Here is a 15613-nt window from a genome sequence, read left to right on the forward strand (position 1 = left end):
AAGACAAATGACTAATGTGACAAAGATAAAACGATTTTAACGGAATTGGGCAGCAGAATATAGCTGATGGGCAATAATATATTGATAAACAGCAGGATTTAGCCATTTAGCGAATGGATTGGGCGCAGTACTGCTAATGATAGCATTTATTGGTTGTAAAGATGCGATTTGCGTTTTAGCAATCTGCTTTATATTTAGCGATTGAGGCATTTGCTGTGGAGATTGCAAACGCTGTCGACATTGTTGATGGAGCAATTGACGTACCTGTGTACTTGATACCGCTCGGACAGGTCGCGGGTCTATATAGATGCGACCTTGAGTCTTATTTTTCAAGATAGCATTGTCTGTTAAATGTCTAGAAGCTGGCGCGACAAGCTCGTTAAGTGAATCGGTGATGAAAGGTTGCAGCGGCACAGGAAGTTGAGAGGTTAATTGAGCGTGCATATCACCCTCGAAGGAGTTTTTGTTAAAATCAGCGTTTTCCTCACGATTGAACACCCATAGATTGACGTAATCGGTCAGCTGTAGACCCTCTTTCCATTTATCCAAACCACGTGCGCTGTCCATACCCATAATAAATATCAGACTGTCATTGGGATAGCGTGTGCGTAAAGTCTGTACGCTATCAATGGTATAGACAGGCGGCGCTTGCCACAGCTCCATCTCGTTAATTTGTAATGGCGTGTCTTGCGTAGCCAGCTTTAACATGGCCAAACGATGCTTAGGATTGGTGCTTTTGTCCTTAAAAGGCGAGCGCGCATTGGGCAACAACGATACTTGTAACTCGCGCTGTTGCCGATTCGCTATCGGTAATAAAGTCTGATAAACAGACAGAGCCATCTGCAAATGACCGTTATGCACAGGGTCAAATGAGCCGCCAAGATAGGCGCGAATGGCTGGCTGCGGATTTTGCTTATGAAGGCGGCTGTCAGTATTTGGCATAGATGAGCGAGTAAAAAAGCTGATAAAAAAGAGAGTGTCGTTCAGTTGCTTGAGAGGAACTATAGCATCATTGTAGGGAGCGCGGCAGCAGATGTCATTAACAGCACCCTATATTTAATCAAACCTAACCAAATTTTATGAAGCCCAACCAAAACTGAGGAAACCTAGTCAATAAAAAACCGACCATCATCATGACAGTCGGTTAAATAAAACACGTCTTTTAAGCGAGTGGATAAATAATTAAATCAGGTCGCTGTAAGCTTGGATGGCAGTCAGCGCAATGGTATAGATAATATCATCGACCAATGCACCACGTGATAGGTCATTAACGGGTTTGTTTAGACCTTGTAGCATGGGTCCAACACTGACCACATTGGCGCTACGTTGTACTGCTTTATACGTGGTATTACCTGTGTTTAGGTCTGGGAAGATAAAGACGTTGGCTTGCCCCGCGACAGGCGAGTCAGGCGCTTTTTGCTTGCCGACGCTCATGACAGAGGCTGCGTCATACTGTAGCGGTCCATCGACCTTTAGCTCAGGCGCACGCTCGCGTACGATTTCGGTCGCACGGGTGACTTTTTCCACATCAGCGCCGGTACCTGATGAGCCGGTAGAGTAACTAATCATGGCGACTTTTGGATCGATACCGAAGGCAGCAGCTGATTGTGCAGATTGGATAGCAATCTCAGCCAGCTCTTCTGCATTCGGGTCAGGGTTGATGGCACAGTCACCATAGACGACCACTTGCTCAGGCAGCAACATAAAGAATACTGACGATACCAATGAGTACTGCGGTGCCGTTTTAATCAATTGGAACGCTGGGCGCACAGTGTTAGCCGTGGTGTGAATTGCCCCAGAGACCAAGCCATCGACTTCGTCCATCTGTAGCATGATCGTACCAAGATATACGGTATCTTTTAGGTATTCAGCAGCCACTTCTGCGCTGGTTTTACCTTTACGGCGCTCTACCACGGCAGCGATATATGTGCTCATATCGAGGCTATCAGGGTCGATGATTTCTAGACCCTCTGGGATGATTAAGTCGCGGTTTTTGGCCACTTGCTCGACATCGCTACGTTTAGCGAGGAGTACGCAGTTAGCGATACCACGGCTTTGACAGATACAGGCCGCTTCAACGGTACGTGGCTCAGAGCCTTCTGGCAGCACGATACGTTTTTTGGCATTTTGTGCTTTTTTGACCACTTGGTGACGGAATGCTGACGGTGAGAGGCGCGGCTCATGGTTGCGACTAAAGTAGTCTTTAATCCAGCTCAAATCCAGATGCGCCGCCACATAACGTGCAACTTCTTCGGCACGTTCGGTGTCATCGCTTGGAATCTCCGAGCTCATATGTGTGAGGCTTTGTACCGTCTCATAACTGTCGCTTTCGACACTCATGACAGGGATGCCTGTTTTGAGTGCTGATTGCCATAGCTCAGCGACCGTCGCGCTTGGCTCGACACCGCCAGTTAATACCAAACCTGCCAGCGGGATACCGTTGATACAGGCCAAGCCTACTGCCAACAATAAATCATCACGATCGCCAGGCACGACGATTAGCGTGCCACGTTTAAACACTTCATCGACACGGGCAACCGAGCGCGCGGTTAGGCTGATGCGATTGATACGACGTGATTTGGCTTCGCCGACATTGAGCCATTTGGCATCTAATTCAGCCGCAATATCCCATGTACGAGGCACGGATAATGAATCGCTGAATGGCACCACGCCGATTAAGCGAAACTCGTCAGTATTGAAAGTAGGAGACAGGCGCTGAACTTCCTGCATAAAAGTATCGTCTAGGCTGACGATGGCTTCACCAGGGGCAACAGGCTGTGTCTCAAAGGTGTTCGGCACATCTTGCACACGCATCAAAATCACACCGAGCGTACGAGCATTGACGATACCACCAAACTCACGCGCGTGGACATCGATTTTATCTGCTAAATGGGCAGGGTTTGCGGTGTCAGCGGTACTGACAAATATAATCTTGGCATCTAACGCATGAGCAATAGCGCGGTTGATTTGCGAGGCATAAGAGGTCTCTGTGGTCGGTACCAGACCTTCACAGATCACCACGTCATGACCATCGCCGATGGTGTGGTAGTTGACGACCACTTCTTCCATCAGGTCATCAAGATTGTCATCACCAATCATACGCTCAACACGCTGACGGCTGATAGATTTTGGTGGATTTAAACCAAAGGCGTGCATGGTTAAAGCACTTGAGCTGTCTAAGCTGTGCTGCTTATCCAGCGTATCATCTTGCAAAAACGGCTTCATAAAGCCCGCTTTTATACCGTTGTAATCAAAAGCGCGAATCAGTCCAAGCGCTGCTGACGTCACACCAATGCCGCGGCTAATGGGAACAAGTAAAATGGTTTGCATAACGTATCCTACGGTTTGTTATATTTTTAAATCTCAATTCATCCTTGTTAGAATGAGTAAAACGTCGCGCTTCCTATCGTCATTTATAATTATCGTCACTTTCAATGCTAGTGATTTTCAGCTCTAATTTTTTTCAGTTTTAGTGATTTTTAATTATCGCCATCACTGATAAATGACTGATAAGAGGCGCTGGAATGACAAGCTTATCAGTATCAAGCTTAGATTAAGCCCAACGCCTCGCGCGTTTCTTGAGCGATGCGGCACTCTTCATCGGTCGGCACAACCCATAGCTCAATGCTGCTATCGTCTGCGTGGAAGCTGCCTTCGCTACCACCGAACAAACTGGCGTTTTTATTGCTATCTACTTTGATACCGAAATGACGCATCACCTCTAAGATACTATTACGCGTGGTCACTGAGTTTTCACCAATACCACCGGTAAAGACGATACCAGTAAATTCTGGCAGCGCACAGCTTAAGCTGGCGAGGTATTTACCGACACGGTAACAGAACATCTCGATGGCCAGTTTGGCATCTTTGTGACCTTCATTGGCAGCTTGTTCGACCGTCCGTAAATCATTAGACAGACCCGAGATACCCAATAGACCACTTTCATTATTTAACATGGTATCGATATCTTCCAGGCTCATACCGAGTTGGCGTTTTAGATGCATGTGTAGGCTTGGATCGACATCACCACTACGCGTGCCCATCATCAGACCTTCCAGTGGAGTCAGACCCATACTGGTATCGAGACTTTTGCCATCATAGACGGCTGTCGCCGAGCAACCATTGCCCAAATGAGCAGTCAGCCAGCCATGCGGGCCTTTAGCTTCGGTGATTTCGCTGGCGCGCTCTGAAACGTAAGCATGCGAGGTACCATGGAAGCCATAACGGCGAATTTTATGTTCGTCATATAGCGCTCTTGGCAGTGGATAGCGAAAGGCAACCGGTGGCATGGTTTGGTGAAAGGCGGTATCAAAGACCACCACTTGCGGAATATCAGGATAAATGGCTTGAACCGCTTCGACACCCAAGGCATTGGCAGGGTTGTGTAGGGGTGCGAGGATTTTTAAGCGTTTCACTTCATCCAGTACATGCTCATCGACACGGACGGCTTCCGAGTATTCACGGCCACCATGAACCACGCGATGACCAACAGCGATGAAATGATACTGCTCTAATAGCTCAAGAATTTTTTGTAGCGCAAGCTTATGACGACCACCAGGAATAGAGATTTCAAGCTTATCACCGTTCAAAGTGGTGTGTTTGATGCGGGCAGTATCGAGACCGAGGTTTTCGGCTAAACCGGTGATACGAGTGGTATTGTCTTCGCTAATCAGCGCGTATTTGATAGAAGAAGAACCGCAGTTGAGAACAAGGGTAGGATTGGTCAGGGTTGATGTTTCTGAATTTTTGTCATCAAAAGTGGTGGTTAGGCTGGCGCTCATACTCTATCCTTAGATTATATTTTGTAAAGGGTGCATCATTTTAGAAGCACACCGATGGAATAAACAAAAACCAGCCACATCCCTGCTGACATGGGTCAAGCAAGTATATTGCTGATTTCGGTCATCCTTGGGCTGACACTAGTGATAAGTGTTCGTTAAGTCGCATGCTAGCGCCTCATCACAGCCGCAAGGTCTGAGCATAATGTACCATATTTTTACCGCTACACCACGATAACTCTAAGGGTTAAAGCGATAATGCGTTGCTTATTGGATACAACTGTACACCGAGTGTAGCCAGTGTTTATCAGGCTCTGCCGCGAAAAATCTGAGTGAATAAAAATTGTAAGAAAGTTTTTCTAAATGAATATAATGCGCGTATTTGTCCTTAAAAGGAGAGTCTGGCATCAGTATCCATAGCTGATTATCGCGCCAAGTTGCTATATTTCAGCAGACTTATTAAGACAGTCACTAGCCGTTTTGTTGATTAAATCGCCAGTCATACTCAGTATGCGCACAGCATTATGTAATAATGCTATTATTCAAAGCAGGTGTTTTAGCCGTTTTAATGACAGTGTTGGGTTACTTAGAATGGCTGCTTAGCATCGCTATTTAATGCTGTCAGTTACTACGGTTACTTATCTTTTTTTATTTAATGCTTTAATGAGTTAAGGTTTTCTATCATACTCAGACCATCGCACGTCTACAGGTTATCTACCCTATGTTTAATACACGCCGCTTTTCAAACACTGAGCACGCCAATGCGGTCAGTCTCAGCCATCGCATTTTTGCCACTGTTATTATCAGTAGTACTATCGTCATGACGTTGTCAGGCTGTGGGCAAAAAGGGGCGCTATATTTAGCAGAGCCTAGCAGCCAAACCGCTCAGAGTAGGAGTGCCGGCGTACTAGAGAGCACTAGCCATCCACAAGATGCTGCCTTTGCAGGTATTGACGATGACGGCTATCAAAAAACGCGCTACTTAGAGCAGCAGTACGTGTTACCAGAACCTAGTGATGATCCCAACGATTATTAGTGGTGTTAGATAGCTGAGACTTGCCAAGCTTGATAGCTGTTATTAAATAGCTTTCTTGAGCTATCCTTACTTAAAATACCTTTGCATGAACTATCCTTACTTGAGATATTCTTGATACTTTGATTAATTTAGAGATGTTTATATGAGTCATTCTGAGCAAAATACTGCTGAATCCGTCACCACCCAAACTGAGCAAGGATTGTATGTGAATCCTCAGGCGCTAACTGCCCATTTACCAGCATTGCACTATCGCGACGGCGCATTGCATATGGAGCAGGTCAATGTTGATGAGCTGGTTAAACACTACGACACGCCATGCTATGTGTATTCAAAGCAAGCGATTTTGGCGGTTTATCAAGCCTATACTGAGAGTTTTGCCAGTTTGCCGCATCAGATTTGTTATGCGGTAAAAGCCAACTCAAATCTGGCGGTACTTGGCATACTGGCGCAGGCGGGTGCTGGGTTTGATATCGTCTCACGTGGCGAGCTGATGCGAGTATTGGCAGCGGGTGGCGAGGCATCACGCGTGGTGTTCTCAGGCGTTGGCAAAACTTATAGCGAGATTGAGTATGCTCTCACGCAAGGTATTGGCTGTTTTAACGTCGAGTCAATCAGTGAGCTGACCTTAATCAATGACGTGGCAAAGGCACTTGATAAATCAGCGCCGATATCATTGCGCGTCAATCCAGACGTCGATGCCAAGACCCATCCCTATATCTCCACAGGTCTAAAAGACAACAAGTTCGGTATCGCTCACGAAGATGCGCTGGCGGTTTATCAGCAAGCCGCGAATTTATCACATATCGATATCGTCGGTATCGATTGTCATATTGGCTCTCAGTTAACGGAAGTAGAGCCGTTCGTCGCAGCATTAGATAAAGTGGTTGAGTTGGTACATAGCTTGCGTGATAAGGGCATCGAGCTACGCCATATCGATTTGGGCGGAGGTCTGGGTGTGCGTTATATTGACGAGACGCCAGTGTCTATTGATGAGTTCGCCCAAGCACTATTGCCCAAGCTGACTGAGCTTGGTTTGACAATATTCTTTGAGCCAGGTCGCAGTATCGTGGCCAATGCTGGCGTGCTCTTGACCCGAGTGGACGTACTAAAGCCTACCGAGCACAAAAACTTTGCCATTGTGGATGCAGCAATGAATGACTTGATTCGTCCTGCGTTGTATCAAGCTGAAATGGCGGTGATTCCAAGTGTGCTGCCTGAGAATGGTCTTAATACCGATGACACTCAGGCGTGGGATATCGTCGGCGCTATCTGTGAGACGGGGGATTTTTTGGCAAAAGACCGTTTGTTGTCACTAGCGACGGGTGATACATTGGCGATTACGGGAGCTGGGGCGTATGGCTTTACCATGAGTAGCAACTATAATTCACGCCCGCGTGCTAGTGAAGTGATGGTGGCTGATGATCGTCATCAACTGATTCGCAAACGTGAAACCTTTGAAGGGTTATATGCAGATGAAATGTTGTGGCAAGATAAATAGTCGCTAGCAACGTCGCTATCCCGGATTACTAACCGTCTGAATTTTATGATTGAAAATGACCCATTGTGATAATGACAATGGGTTTTTTTATGTCAGGATAGGATTAAAAATAATAGCGCTGACAGATAGGCAGAACTTGGCGTTTGATGATGGTGATAATTATGATTGTGTCTGACAGCGTGCTAATATAAGGCATACATAAAAATAGGATAGGATATCAAAGATATGCTAATAGAATTTACAAAGATGCACGGTCTGGGCAATGACTTTATGGTCATTGACCTCGTGACCCAGCGTTTGGATTTGACGAAAGAGTTGGTGCAGTTATTGGGTGATCGTCACTTGGGCATAGGGTTTGATCAACTGCTCGTCGTTGAGCCGCCGATGCGTCCTGATGTTGATTTTAGTTATCGCATTTTTAACACTGATGGTACAGAGGTTGAGCAGTGTGGTAATGGCGCGCGCTGTTTTGCTCGTTTTGTGCAAGCGCGCAAGCTGTCATTCAAGCAGCGCCTGCGTGTCGAAACAGCGAGCGGCATCATCTCCCTAACCACTGACCGCTACGGTTGGGTAGAAGTCGATATGGGCAAGCCGACGTTTGAACCAAGCGAGATTCCTTTTACCCCGAAAGCCACCACTAAAATTCAAAACGCTTATCATCTCGACGTCAATGGCACACCTGTGCAGCTTTACGTCGCCAACATGGGCAATCCGCACGCGGTTATCAAAGTCGATGATGTGCTCGATGCCGACGTCGAAACGTTAGGTAAAGCCATTGAATCGCATCCCGCCTTTCCAGATCGCGTCAACGTCGGCTTTATGCAAGTGATGAACCAGCGTCATATTCGCCTGCGTGTTTATGAACGCGGCGTTGGTGAGACTCAAGCGTGTGGCACAGGTGCTTGTGCAGCTGTGGCTGTTGGTGTGCGTGAGGGATGGCTCGATGAGGGCGAAGACGTACGCGCGCAGCTCTATGGTGGCAGTATGATTATCAAGTGGCAGCCGGGCTATTCTGTGATGATGACAGGGCCGACCGCCTTTGTCTATGAAGGCGTGTTTAGCCCAGATGGTCTGATGGCGCAAGCCGGTATCAAGCCAAAACCAGAAGGTTGATTGACAACAGGTTAATGAGCAATGACAAGCGGTGTGCCTTGTTGCTAGGTAAATGCTATCGTTGTCTTTAATAGGGTCAGCTATGTTCAATAAAAACCGTAAAGCTACAGAGCCAGTATCAAGCGCAACGTTAGGCTCGAAGTTAGGGTTAAAGTCATCAGAGACAGAATCAGTATCTGATGCTGAGTCATGGCTTTCAGCGGAATTGGCCGCCACCATAGAATCAGACGCTGCCCTGCGTGAGCTATTGGCGCCTGTGCATCGATGGTTAAACACATTGTCTGTGCGCAATCATTCTGAGCATACGTTAACGGCTTATTTTTCAGGATTGAATCAGTTAGCCCTATTTTTACGTGGTAAGCGCTTGACATGGACACGCTGTGACAAGCGTCAGTTAGCCCAGCATATCAGCCAACGCCTCGATGAAGACAAGCTCGCCCTTGCCAGTGTCCAACAAGAGCTATCGGCTATTCGCCATTTTTATGGTTGGATGATAGAAGAGGGGCTGGCACGTATCAACCCAACCACAGGCTATCAGCTCAAGCGCAGTCCCAGACCGTTACCGTCTATCGCTGATGTCGATTTACTGACTCAATTGCTCGATCAAGAGGTGCCCGATACCCCAGAGCAGGCACGTTTGTGGTTGCGTGATAAGGCGATGTTTGAATTGCTCTATAGTAGCGGGCTGCGGGTGGGCGAACTGGTCGCGCTCGATATGGCAGATATAGATTTGTCTGACTTGCGTGTACGGGTCACGGGTAAAGGCAATAAGACACGCTTAGTGCCTATAGGAGCCAAAGCCGCTGCCGCTATCAATCGTTATCTGCCGCACCGTGATTTATGGGTAGAGCAGATGGATAATGCATTATTCATCAGTGAAAAACTGGGCACGCGCTTATCCACACGCGCCGTACAGCAACGGCTCAAGGTTGCGGCTACGCGTGCTGGTATCGCACAGAACATGTATCCGCATTTGCTGCGTCATTGTTTTGCATCGCACATGCTATCAGGCAGTGGCGATTTGCGTGCCGTGCAAGAAATGCTCGGTCATAGTGACATCAGCACGACGCAAATCTATACCCATGTTGACTTTGCTAAGTTGACCCAAGTCTATGACCGCGCTCATCCACGTGCGACTCATGCGCAGAATGACAGTGACGTTACTTAAGCGCCAATATTTAAGTGACAATACTTAAGTGCCAATAGTTAAGTAACAAGGTCATTTTAGTGGTTTAATCTTAAATTTATGCCAAACGATGACAGTCAAATATAGGCATCTTCTGCCGACCTTGCTCTTGTGCCTGCTTATCCAAAGCCGCTAAGACCATGGCGTGGTTTTTATCGTCTGTATTTATCTCATTATTATTACCTTTATGCAGCTCGCTATCGTCATGGCTACTGATAACCGTGCCATCAAAGGCGGTGATGGCCGCATGTCCCCACGTCTGCCGCGTGCTACCGTCCTTGTAAGCGTGGTCGCCGCCTTGTGCTGCGCCAATCACCATACATTGGCTGTCCAAAGCGCGCGCCCGTAGCAACAGCGACCAATGTGCCTGCCCTGTCAGATAGGTAAAGGCGGATGGGGCGCTCAGAATATCCGCGCCTGCTTGCCGTAAGCGCTGTGCCAATGCTGGAAAACGCAAATCAAAACAAACCATCATCCCCAATTGATAGACCGCGTCATCAATCTCTATTGGCGCAATTACTGTTTGAGTACCAGGCTCAAAAGTCGCCGCTTCATTATAACTGCCTTTTTTATCAGCAACAGTCGCGGTAAACAGGTGGATTTTGTCATAGCGCGCAGTGAGAGTACCATCGGGTGCAAACAATTGACTGACTTGACGTAGTCTGCCATCAGGCACGATGACGCCATCTGGGCGATAAGGGCAGGGTAACGAGCCTGCCAATACGTAGATACCGTGAGACTTGGCATAGCCTGCAATGGTTGCTGATAGTTCATCAAATCGTTCAGCTGTGGCGGACTGTTCGCCCATGCTACAGCAGTTTTCGGGCAAGACGGCCAGTTGAGCGCCTTGGTTATTAGCCGCACTGATGGCTGCTTTTATATCCGCTAAATTTTGCTCGATATCTTGCTGGCTATTCATTTGAATGGCAGCAGCGGTAAAGGGTTGGCTATTGGTTGTATTGTTACTCATATTATTCTCAGTTTTTTGTCATGGTTGTTCAATTGAATTTATTATATGGCAGCGGTTTGTCTCATTATCTGAATGCAAAATATATGATTATCAATCAAGCATACTGGTCAGTGCTTAATATTAAAAACATCAAATTTATCAAAGTCATTGAATTTATAAGGGTTTATAAGAGTAATAAAGTAAGGGTGGCTGTGCTGCGTATAAATTATCATAGCAAAATTGCGGCAAAAAATGCTATCGTCATGTCCTAATAACGTTAAATCATGACTTTAACGGGTAATCTGTCTAGAAAATCACCACTATCGGAGTGTAATAAGCCACCCATGAGTATGTCGTTCGGATTGGCAACCACGCTGAGCACCTCACAAAAACTGACCCCGCAAATGCAGCAAGCCATTAAATTGCTGCAGCTCTCTAGTCTTGAGCTCGCGCAGGAAGTTCAGGCGAAATTGGATAGTAATCCGCTGCTCGAACGTATTGAGGACGACGATGAATACGATGGCGAGTATGAGGGGAGTAGTAACGATAGCACGGATGAATCAGGTGAGACGTTGACACTCGATAGTTGGAACCAAAGTACTGATAATGACTCATCGCATGTGGCATCTACTAATGATGGAAGTGATTTCAACGATAATGTCGATGATGGCTTCAATGATAGTATCAGTGACAGCTACGATAAGTTGCAGCAAGCAGCTATCGATGATGGCGCGATAGACAATCATGCTATGGATAGCGATGACTATGACTATGACTATGGCAGTTTTGATAGCAGTAGTTTTGATGGTAATAGCTTTGAGACAGGTAATACTGCTTCAGCCTCTACTGGTTCAGGCAGTGCAGTTCATAATAGCAGCCATGAAGATTTCGACAGCTATCAAGGCGGTACGTCTGCCACTATTCAAGACCATGTGCGTTGGCAGCTAAATTTTAAGCGCCTGTCAGAAGTAGACACTTTGATAGCAGAATATCTGATGGACTCGATGGATGATATGGGTTTTGTACGCCTCGATATTGATGAGTTGTTGCAGAGTCTCGATACCATGGCGAGCTTTTATCAGTGGGAAGAGCGAGTAGAGCACGACGAAATAGTGGCGGTGCTACGCATTATCCAATCTTGTGATCCACTGGGCGTTGGTGCACGCAATCTTAACGAGTGCTTAGCGCTGCAATTATCCAAGCTTGATGCAAACACAGAGTATCTCAAAGAAGCCCAAGCGCTGCTCTCAGCCAGTGAGCATTTGGTCAGCAATAATATTAAGACATTGACTGAACGTACAGGACTGTCGCCCGCAGACATCACACCAGCACTTACGCTACTGCGCACTCTAAATCCTTCGCCAGGCTTACTGTTTCAAAGCAACCAGCCTGATTATGCGCAGCCCTCAGCCAGCTATGATATTCCAGATGTGTTGGTCACCCCTATTCGGCAGCGTCCTACTAAGTCGGATGATACACGAGAGGTGCAAGAGGACGGCTGGCATGTGCGCCTCAATCCTGAGACCCTGCCAAAGCTACGGGTCAATCAAGAGTACGCCAATTTGGTGAAGCGCGGTGATGACAGTCCTGACAATCAGTATCTGCGTGAAAACCTCACCGATGCCAAACTGTTTATCCGCAGTATCGAAGAGCGTAATCAAAACCTACTAAAAGTGGCGACCAGCATCGTACGTTATCAGCAGGAGTTTTTGCAGTATGGTGCGACAGCCATGCAACCGCTTATTTTAAAAGTCATTGCAGAGGAGGTTGGTCTGCATGAATCTACAGTTTCACGCTTAACCACCAGCAAAACCATCTTGACCCCACAAGGGTTGTTTTCGCTCAAACACTTTTTTTCTTCACACGTTAGCAGCACTGATGGCGATGTCTCATCGACGGCGATTAGTGCCATGATAAAGCAGCTAATAGCTGATGAGGACCCAAAAAAACCATTATCAGACAGTCGTATCAAAGACGCGCTGCTAGCAGATGGCATCGATATCGCCAGACGAACAGTGGCTAAATATCGTGAAGCAATGAATATTGGCTCATCTACTCAGCGTAAGCAAAAATACTAGGACGCATATTAGACCTTATGCGGCTGTTAACCCTAAGCATTCAGCAATCATCATTATTGTCTATAGCAGATATAAAAAATAAAATTTTTTGATTATATAGAAACCTGAGAGAAACAACAGTTTTTATTACATTTAATTACAATTAAATGGCTTGCTACTATTCAGTTTTCATGACAAATTAGAGTCATACCAACAATGAAATCCAAGTACAAAATCTAAGTGTTTAACCTCAGTACTGGTTTATAGAAGGTATTTACTTTTACGGTATTTATCTTCATTAGCAACCAAAGAGACGATATAAGGATACGTTGATTGTTTGCTAAAGATACTGGTTGCTAGTGGTCTATTTATCAAAGACATTAGCTAACAAGGGTCTTAGGTTTGACTAAATGAGTTGTTGGTAAGGCAGGATGACAAGGGCAGGAATGCTGTTTCATCTGTTGATTGTAAGTCATAAATAAAAGGACAATAATATGAATGTTTCTATCAGTGGTCACCATATCAGTGTTACCGAAGCCATGGACACGGCAGTTCGCGAAAAGCTTGAAAAGGTAGAGCGACACTTCGATCAGATACAGAGTATTCAAGTGATATTATCGCTCGACAACAGCGGCGCCAAGAAGAGCCACAAAGCTGAAGCCATTATGCGAGTATCAGGTCAAGAAATGTTTGTCCAAGCGTCTGAAGATGATATGTATAAAGCCATTAATGACATGGCAGACAAACTTGATAGACAAGTGCGCAAATATAAAACCCGTCAAGAACGTAAAAAGACGCAAGGTGCTGGACGTGATGGACGTTATCAAGATCTTACCCCTGCTGAAGCAGCGCCAGCAGTGTAGACTTATTAAGGTTTGATGAAGTTTGATTGTAAAACAACAATAAGTACAAATCGATCGCTTCATTAGACCTTAATTTATCAAAACTAAAATGTGTCATTTCAAAAGGCACAAAAGAAAAAAGACCTCGAACGTATAATACGTGCGAGGTCTTTTTCATTATCAATGCCTATCAACCACTACGGTTAAAAATGAAGGATAAGAGTGTTAAAAATCCATGCTAGTAAAAGTTCTAGCCACCACCCACTGCTTGTACCACTTCGATACTCATACCTTCGACGATACGCAGTTGAGTAAGCTCACTTTTTGGAATCAGCTCACCGTCGACTTCTACTGCATAGCGTCCTTGACTGAGTCCCAACTCATTGACGACCAATTGTACCGTTTGATGAGTCGTCTGCAGCTTTTTACCGTTAACGCTAATCATGCTCATAATACATGCTCCCTAATGATTTAACATTCCTTTTGTAAATAACAATATCGTTCAGAATATATCTAATTGTATTATATTTACGACTGCCTAGTTTGTTGGCAATTTATTTGTTTTAAATGCTGAAACTGACAGCCATAGCCAACCAGTAATCATCAACAAACCGCCGATAGGAGTAATCGCGCCAAACCAACGCGGTGCACCCAGTGTCATGGCATATAGACTACCAGCAAAAATAATAATACCAATTTGTAGTAACCATGCGGTGGTCTGGGTCGCATACCTGAGGCGAATCAATAAGCCAACGATGAGTAACCCAAGCGCATGCACGAACAAGTATAGCGTTGCAGTCTGCCACCATTCAAGTTGCTCCTCGCTTACCAGAGTTTTCAAGCCATGTGCCCCAAACGCTCCTAGCGCAACCGCAATGGCCATATTGAGTGCACCGATAGCTATCCAATTTAACATAACAGGATTCGTATTATGGCTAAGCGATGGTTATTGGATATCATCAGGCAAAATCACGCTATCGATGGTCATGGCATCACGAATCTTATCCATGGCATTTTTTTCGATTTGGCGTACACGCTCTGCCGAGATGGAGTAGACCGCTGCCAACTCATGCAAGGTTGATTTTTGCTCAGAGAGCCAGCGCTGCTCAACGATATCACGTGAGCGGTCATCCAACGTACCCATAGCGGCTAGGAGTGCTGAGGAGTTGTTTTCTTCCCAGTCTTCTTCTTCTAGCTGCTCGGCAGGATCGATGCCGTCCTCCAAAAACAACTGCGGTGCATAACGACCATCGTCATCATCGCTAGATTGCGCTTCAAATGAGGCATCATAAGAGGTTAGGCGAGATTCCATCTCTAGCACTTGCTTGCGTGTAACATTTAAGTCTTTGGCAATGGCATCTGCCTCTTCCAACGTCAGTTGGTTATTGGTCTTTTTCAGACTGCGCAAATTAAAGAACAGTTTACGGTGGGCTTTGGTCGTTGCAACTTTGACGATACGCCAGTTACGAATAACGAACTCGTGAATCTCCGCTTTAATCCAATGCACAGCAAAGGATACCAAACGCACGCCTTTATTAGGATCGAAACGCTTGACGGCTTTCATTAGCCCCAAGTTACCTTCTTGGATTAAGTCGGCTTGTGGTAAGCCATAGCCTGAGTAACTGCGGGCAATATGAATCACAAAACGCAGATGTGACATCACCAGTAAACGCGCCGCTTCCACATCACCTTCGTCATAATAACGGTGAGCGAGCTCCTGCTCTTGCGTCGGTGTCAAAATAGGAATTTGATGGACAGTATTAATATAAGCACCCAAATTCACCCCCGGTGCTGACAAATGTGTCGGCATCGCTGGCACCAAGTCGCGGGTACTGGTATCCCCAAGCGCGCTTGCATCATAAGGTGGACGCGCCGCTGCTGCTTTTAGCGCCGCATCACGTGCTTCGTTTTTTGGTGCTGCGTTGTCTTTTTTACTCGTTTTTGCAGCATCTGTAGAAGTATTAGCCATATTCTTGACCTTGGTTAAATAGTTAAGCAAATAGTCAGATAAAAATCTTGGTGGTGTGTCAAAAAGTATGCTGATTAAAATTTGAACAATTCTTGAAGCTTTGAAAGCCATATAGAATCAGAGAACTTAGCATAGACTTCCTATTGACTTTTAGCGCCAGCATACTTTTTAGAACACCACCAAAA

13 protein-coding genes are annotated in these 15613 nt (G+C 46.0%); 6 read left to right on the forward strand and 7 right to left on the reverse strand.

What is annotated here, in order from left to right; all coding sequences use genetic code 11:
• Positions 1–36: 36 nt before the first annotated feature.
• The 3 genes from QL919_RS04145 to QL919_RS04155 all read right to left on the reverse strand — a co-directional run bounded on the left by QL919_RS04145 (position 37) and on the right by QL919_RS04155 (position 4781).
• Positions 37–942 carry a nicotinate-nicotinamide nucleotide adenylyltransferase gene (locus tag QL919_RS04145; protein WP_290188320.1) on the reverse strand — a complete coding sequence of 302 codons (906 nt, stop codon included), beginning with the start codon at positions 940–942 and terminating at the stop codon, positions 37–39.
• Positions 943–1182: 240 nt separating this feature from the next.
• Positions 1183–3330, reverse strand: a complete 2148-nt coding sequence (pta, locus tag QL919_RS04150; protein WP_290188321.1) for a phosphate acetyltransferase — start codon at positions 3328–3330, stop codon at positions 1183–1185.
• Positions 3331–3548: 218 nt separating this feature from the next.
• A complete protein-coding gene (locus tag QL919_RS04155) occupies positions 3549–4781 on the reverse strand; it encodes an acetate kinase (protein ID WP_290188322.1) in 1233 nt (410 codons plus the stop codon).
• A gap of 718 nt (positions 4782–5499) precedes the next feature.
• On the opposite strand from QL919_RS04155, the gene QL919_RS04160 reads away from it, so the two are divergent.
• The 4 genes from QL919_RS04160 (at position 5500) to QL919_RS04175 (ending at position 9593) form a co-directional block, all read left to right on the forward strand.
• The gene (locus QL919_RS04160) at positions 5500–5814 is read left to right on the forward strand and encodes a lipoprotein (protein WP_290188323.1); all 315 of its coding nucleotides are present in this window, start codon (positions 5500–5502) and stop codon (positions 5812–5814) included.
• A 142-nt stretch (positions 5815–5956) separates the two neighbouring features.
• The gene (gene lysA / locus QL919_RS04165; RefSeq protein ID WP_290188324.1) at positions 5957–7312 is read left to right on the forward strand and encodes a diaminopimelate decarboxylase; all 1356 of its coding nucleotides are present in this window, start codon (positions 5957–5959) and stop codon (positions 7310–7312) included.
• 225 nt (positions 7313–7537) lie between these two features.
• Complete coding sequence (dapF, locus tag QL919_RS04170; RefSeq protein WP_290188325.1) at positions 7538–8425, forward strand: diaminopimelate epimerase; 888 nt, start codon at positions 7538–7540, stop codon at positions 8423–8425.
• Positions 8426–8507: 82 nt separating this feature from the next.
• Positions 8508–9593 (forward strand): tyrosine recombinase XerC, encoded by a 1086-nt coding sequence (locus tag QL919_RS04175; protein ID WP_290188326.1) that lies wholly within the window; start codon positions 8508–8510, stop codon positions 9591–9593.
• A 76-nt stretch (positions 9594–9669) separates the two neighbouring features.
• On the opposite strand, the gene QL919_RS04180 is transcribed toward QL919_RS04175, so the two are convergent.
• A complete protein-coding gene (locus QL919_RS04180; protein WP_290188327.1) occupies positions 9670–10581 on the reverse strand; it encodes a nitrilase-related carbon-nitrogen hydrolase in 912 nt (303 codons plus the stop codon).
• Positions 10582–10904: 323 nt separating this feature from the next.
• Here QL919_RS04180 and rpoN point away from each other — a divergent pair, with 323 nt between their 5' ends.
• The gene (gene rpoN / locus QL919_RS04185; RefSeq protein WP_290188411.1) at positions 10905–12638 is read left to right on the forward strand and encodes an RNA polymerase factor sigma-54; all 1734 of its coding nucleotides are present in this window, start codon (positions 10905–10907) and stop codon (positions 12636–12638) included.
• A 473-nt stretch (positions 12639–13111) separates the two neighbouring features.
• A complete protein-coding gene (gene raiA, locus QL919_RS04190) occupies positions 13112–13480 on the forward strand; it encodes a ribosome-associated translation inhibitor RaiA (protein ID WP_290188328.1) in 369 nt (122 codons plus the stop codon).
• Positions 13481–13709: 229 nt separating this feature from the next.
• Here the strand turns inward: raiA and thiS are convergent, their stop codons facing one another.
• From thiS to rpoH, 3 genes are all read right to left on the reverse strand, one after another.
• The gene (gene thiS / locus QL919_RS04195) at positions 13710–13910 is read right to left on the reverse strand and encodes a sulfur carrier protein ThiS (protein WP_290188329.1); all 201 of its coding nucleotides are present in this window, start codon (positions 13908–13910) and stop codon (positions 13710–13712) included.
• 87 nt (positions 13911–13997) lie between these two features.
• Positions 13998–14375, reverse strand: a complete 378-nt coding sequence (locus QL919_RS04200; protein ID WP_290188330.1) for a DUF423 domain-containing protein — start codon at positions 14373–14375, stop codon at positions 13998–14000.
• Between the two features lie 30 nt (positions 14376–14405).
• Positions 14406–15269, reverse strand: a complete 864-nt coding sequence (gene rpoH, locus QL919_RS04205) for an RNA polymerase sigma factor RpoH (RefSeq protein WP_198335748.1) — start codon at positions 15267–15269, stop codon at positions 14406–14408.
• Between the last annotated feature and the right edge of the window lie 344 nt (positions 15270–15613).

Origin of the sequence: Psychrobacter sp. APC 3426 (assembly GCF_030408035.1) — a bacterium.
Taxonomy (GTDB): domain Bacteria; phylum Pseudomonadota; class Gammaproteobacteria; order Pseudomonadales; family Moraxellaceae; genus Psychrobacter.

Excerpts from the sequence above, each read along its gene's own strand:
- QL919_RS04145 (WP_290188320.1), bottom strand. The coding sequence starts at position 942 with ATGCCAAATACTGACAGCCGCCTTCATAAGCAAAATCCGCAGCCAGCC.
- pta (WP_290188321.1), bottom strand. The coding sequence starts at position 3,330 with ATGCAAACCATTTTACTTGTTCCCATTAGCCGCGGCATTGGTGTGACG.
- QL919_RS04155 (WP_290188322.1), bottom strand. The coding sequence starts at position 4,781 with ATGAGCGCCAGCCTAACCACCACTTTTGATGACAAAAATTCAGAAACA.
- QL919_RS04160 (WP_290188323.1), top strand. The coding sequence starts at position 5,500 with ATGTTTAATACACGCCGCTTTTCAAACACTGAGCACGCCAATGCGGTC.
- lysA (WP_290188324.1), top strand. The coding sequence starts at position 5,957 with ATGAGTCATTCTGAGCAAAATACTGCTGAATCCGTCACCACCCAAACT.
- dapF (WP_290188325.1), top strand. The coding sequence starts at position 7,538 with ATGCTAATAGAATTTACAAAGATGCACGGTCTGGGCAATGACTTTATG.
- QL919_RS04175 (WP_290188326.1), top strand. The coding sequence starts at position 8,508 with ATGTTCAATAAAAACCGTAAAGCTACAGAGCCAGTATCAAGCGCAACG.
- QL919_RS04180 (WP_290188327.1), bottom strand. The coding sequence starts at position 10,581 with ATGAGTAACAATACAACCAATAGCCAACCCTTTACCGCTGCTGCCATT.
- rpoN (WP_290188411.1), top strand. The coding sequence starts at position 10,905 with ATGAGTATGTCGTTCGGATTGGCAACCACGCTGAGCACCTCACAAAAA.
- raiA (WP_290188328.1), top strand. The coding sequence starts at position 13,112 with ATGAATGTTTCTATCAGTGGTCACCATATCAGTGTTACCGAAGCCATG.
- thiS (WP_290188329.1), bottom strand. The coding sequence starts at position 13,910 with ATGAGCATGATTAGCGTTAACGGTAAAAAGCTGCAGACGACTCATCAA.
- QL919_RS04200 (WP_290188330.1), bottom strand. The coding sequence starts at position 14,375 with ATGTTAAATTGGATAGCTATCGGTGCACTCAATATGGCCATTGCGGTT.
- rpoH (WP_198335748.1), bottom strand. The coding sequence starts at position 15,269 with ATGCCGACACATTTGTCAGCACCGGGGGTGAATTTGGGTGCTTATATT.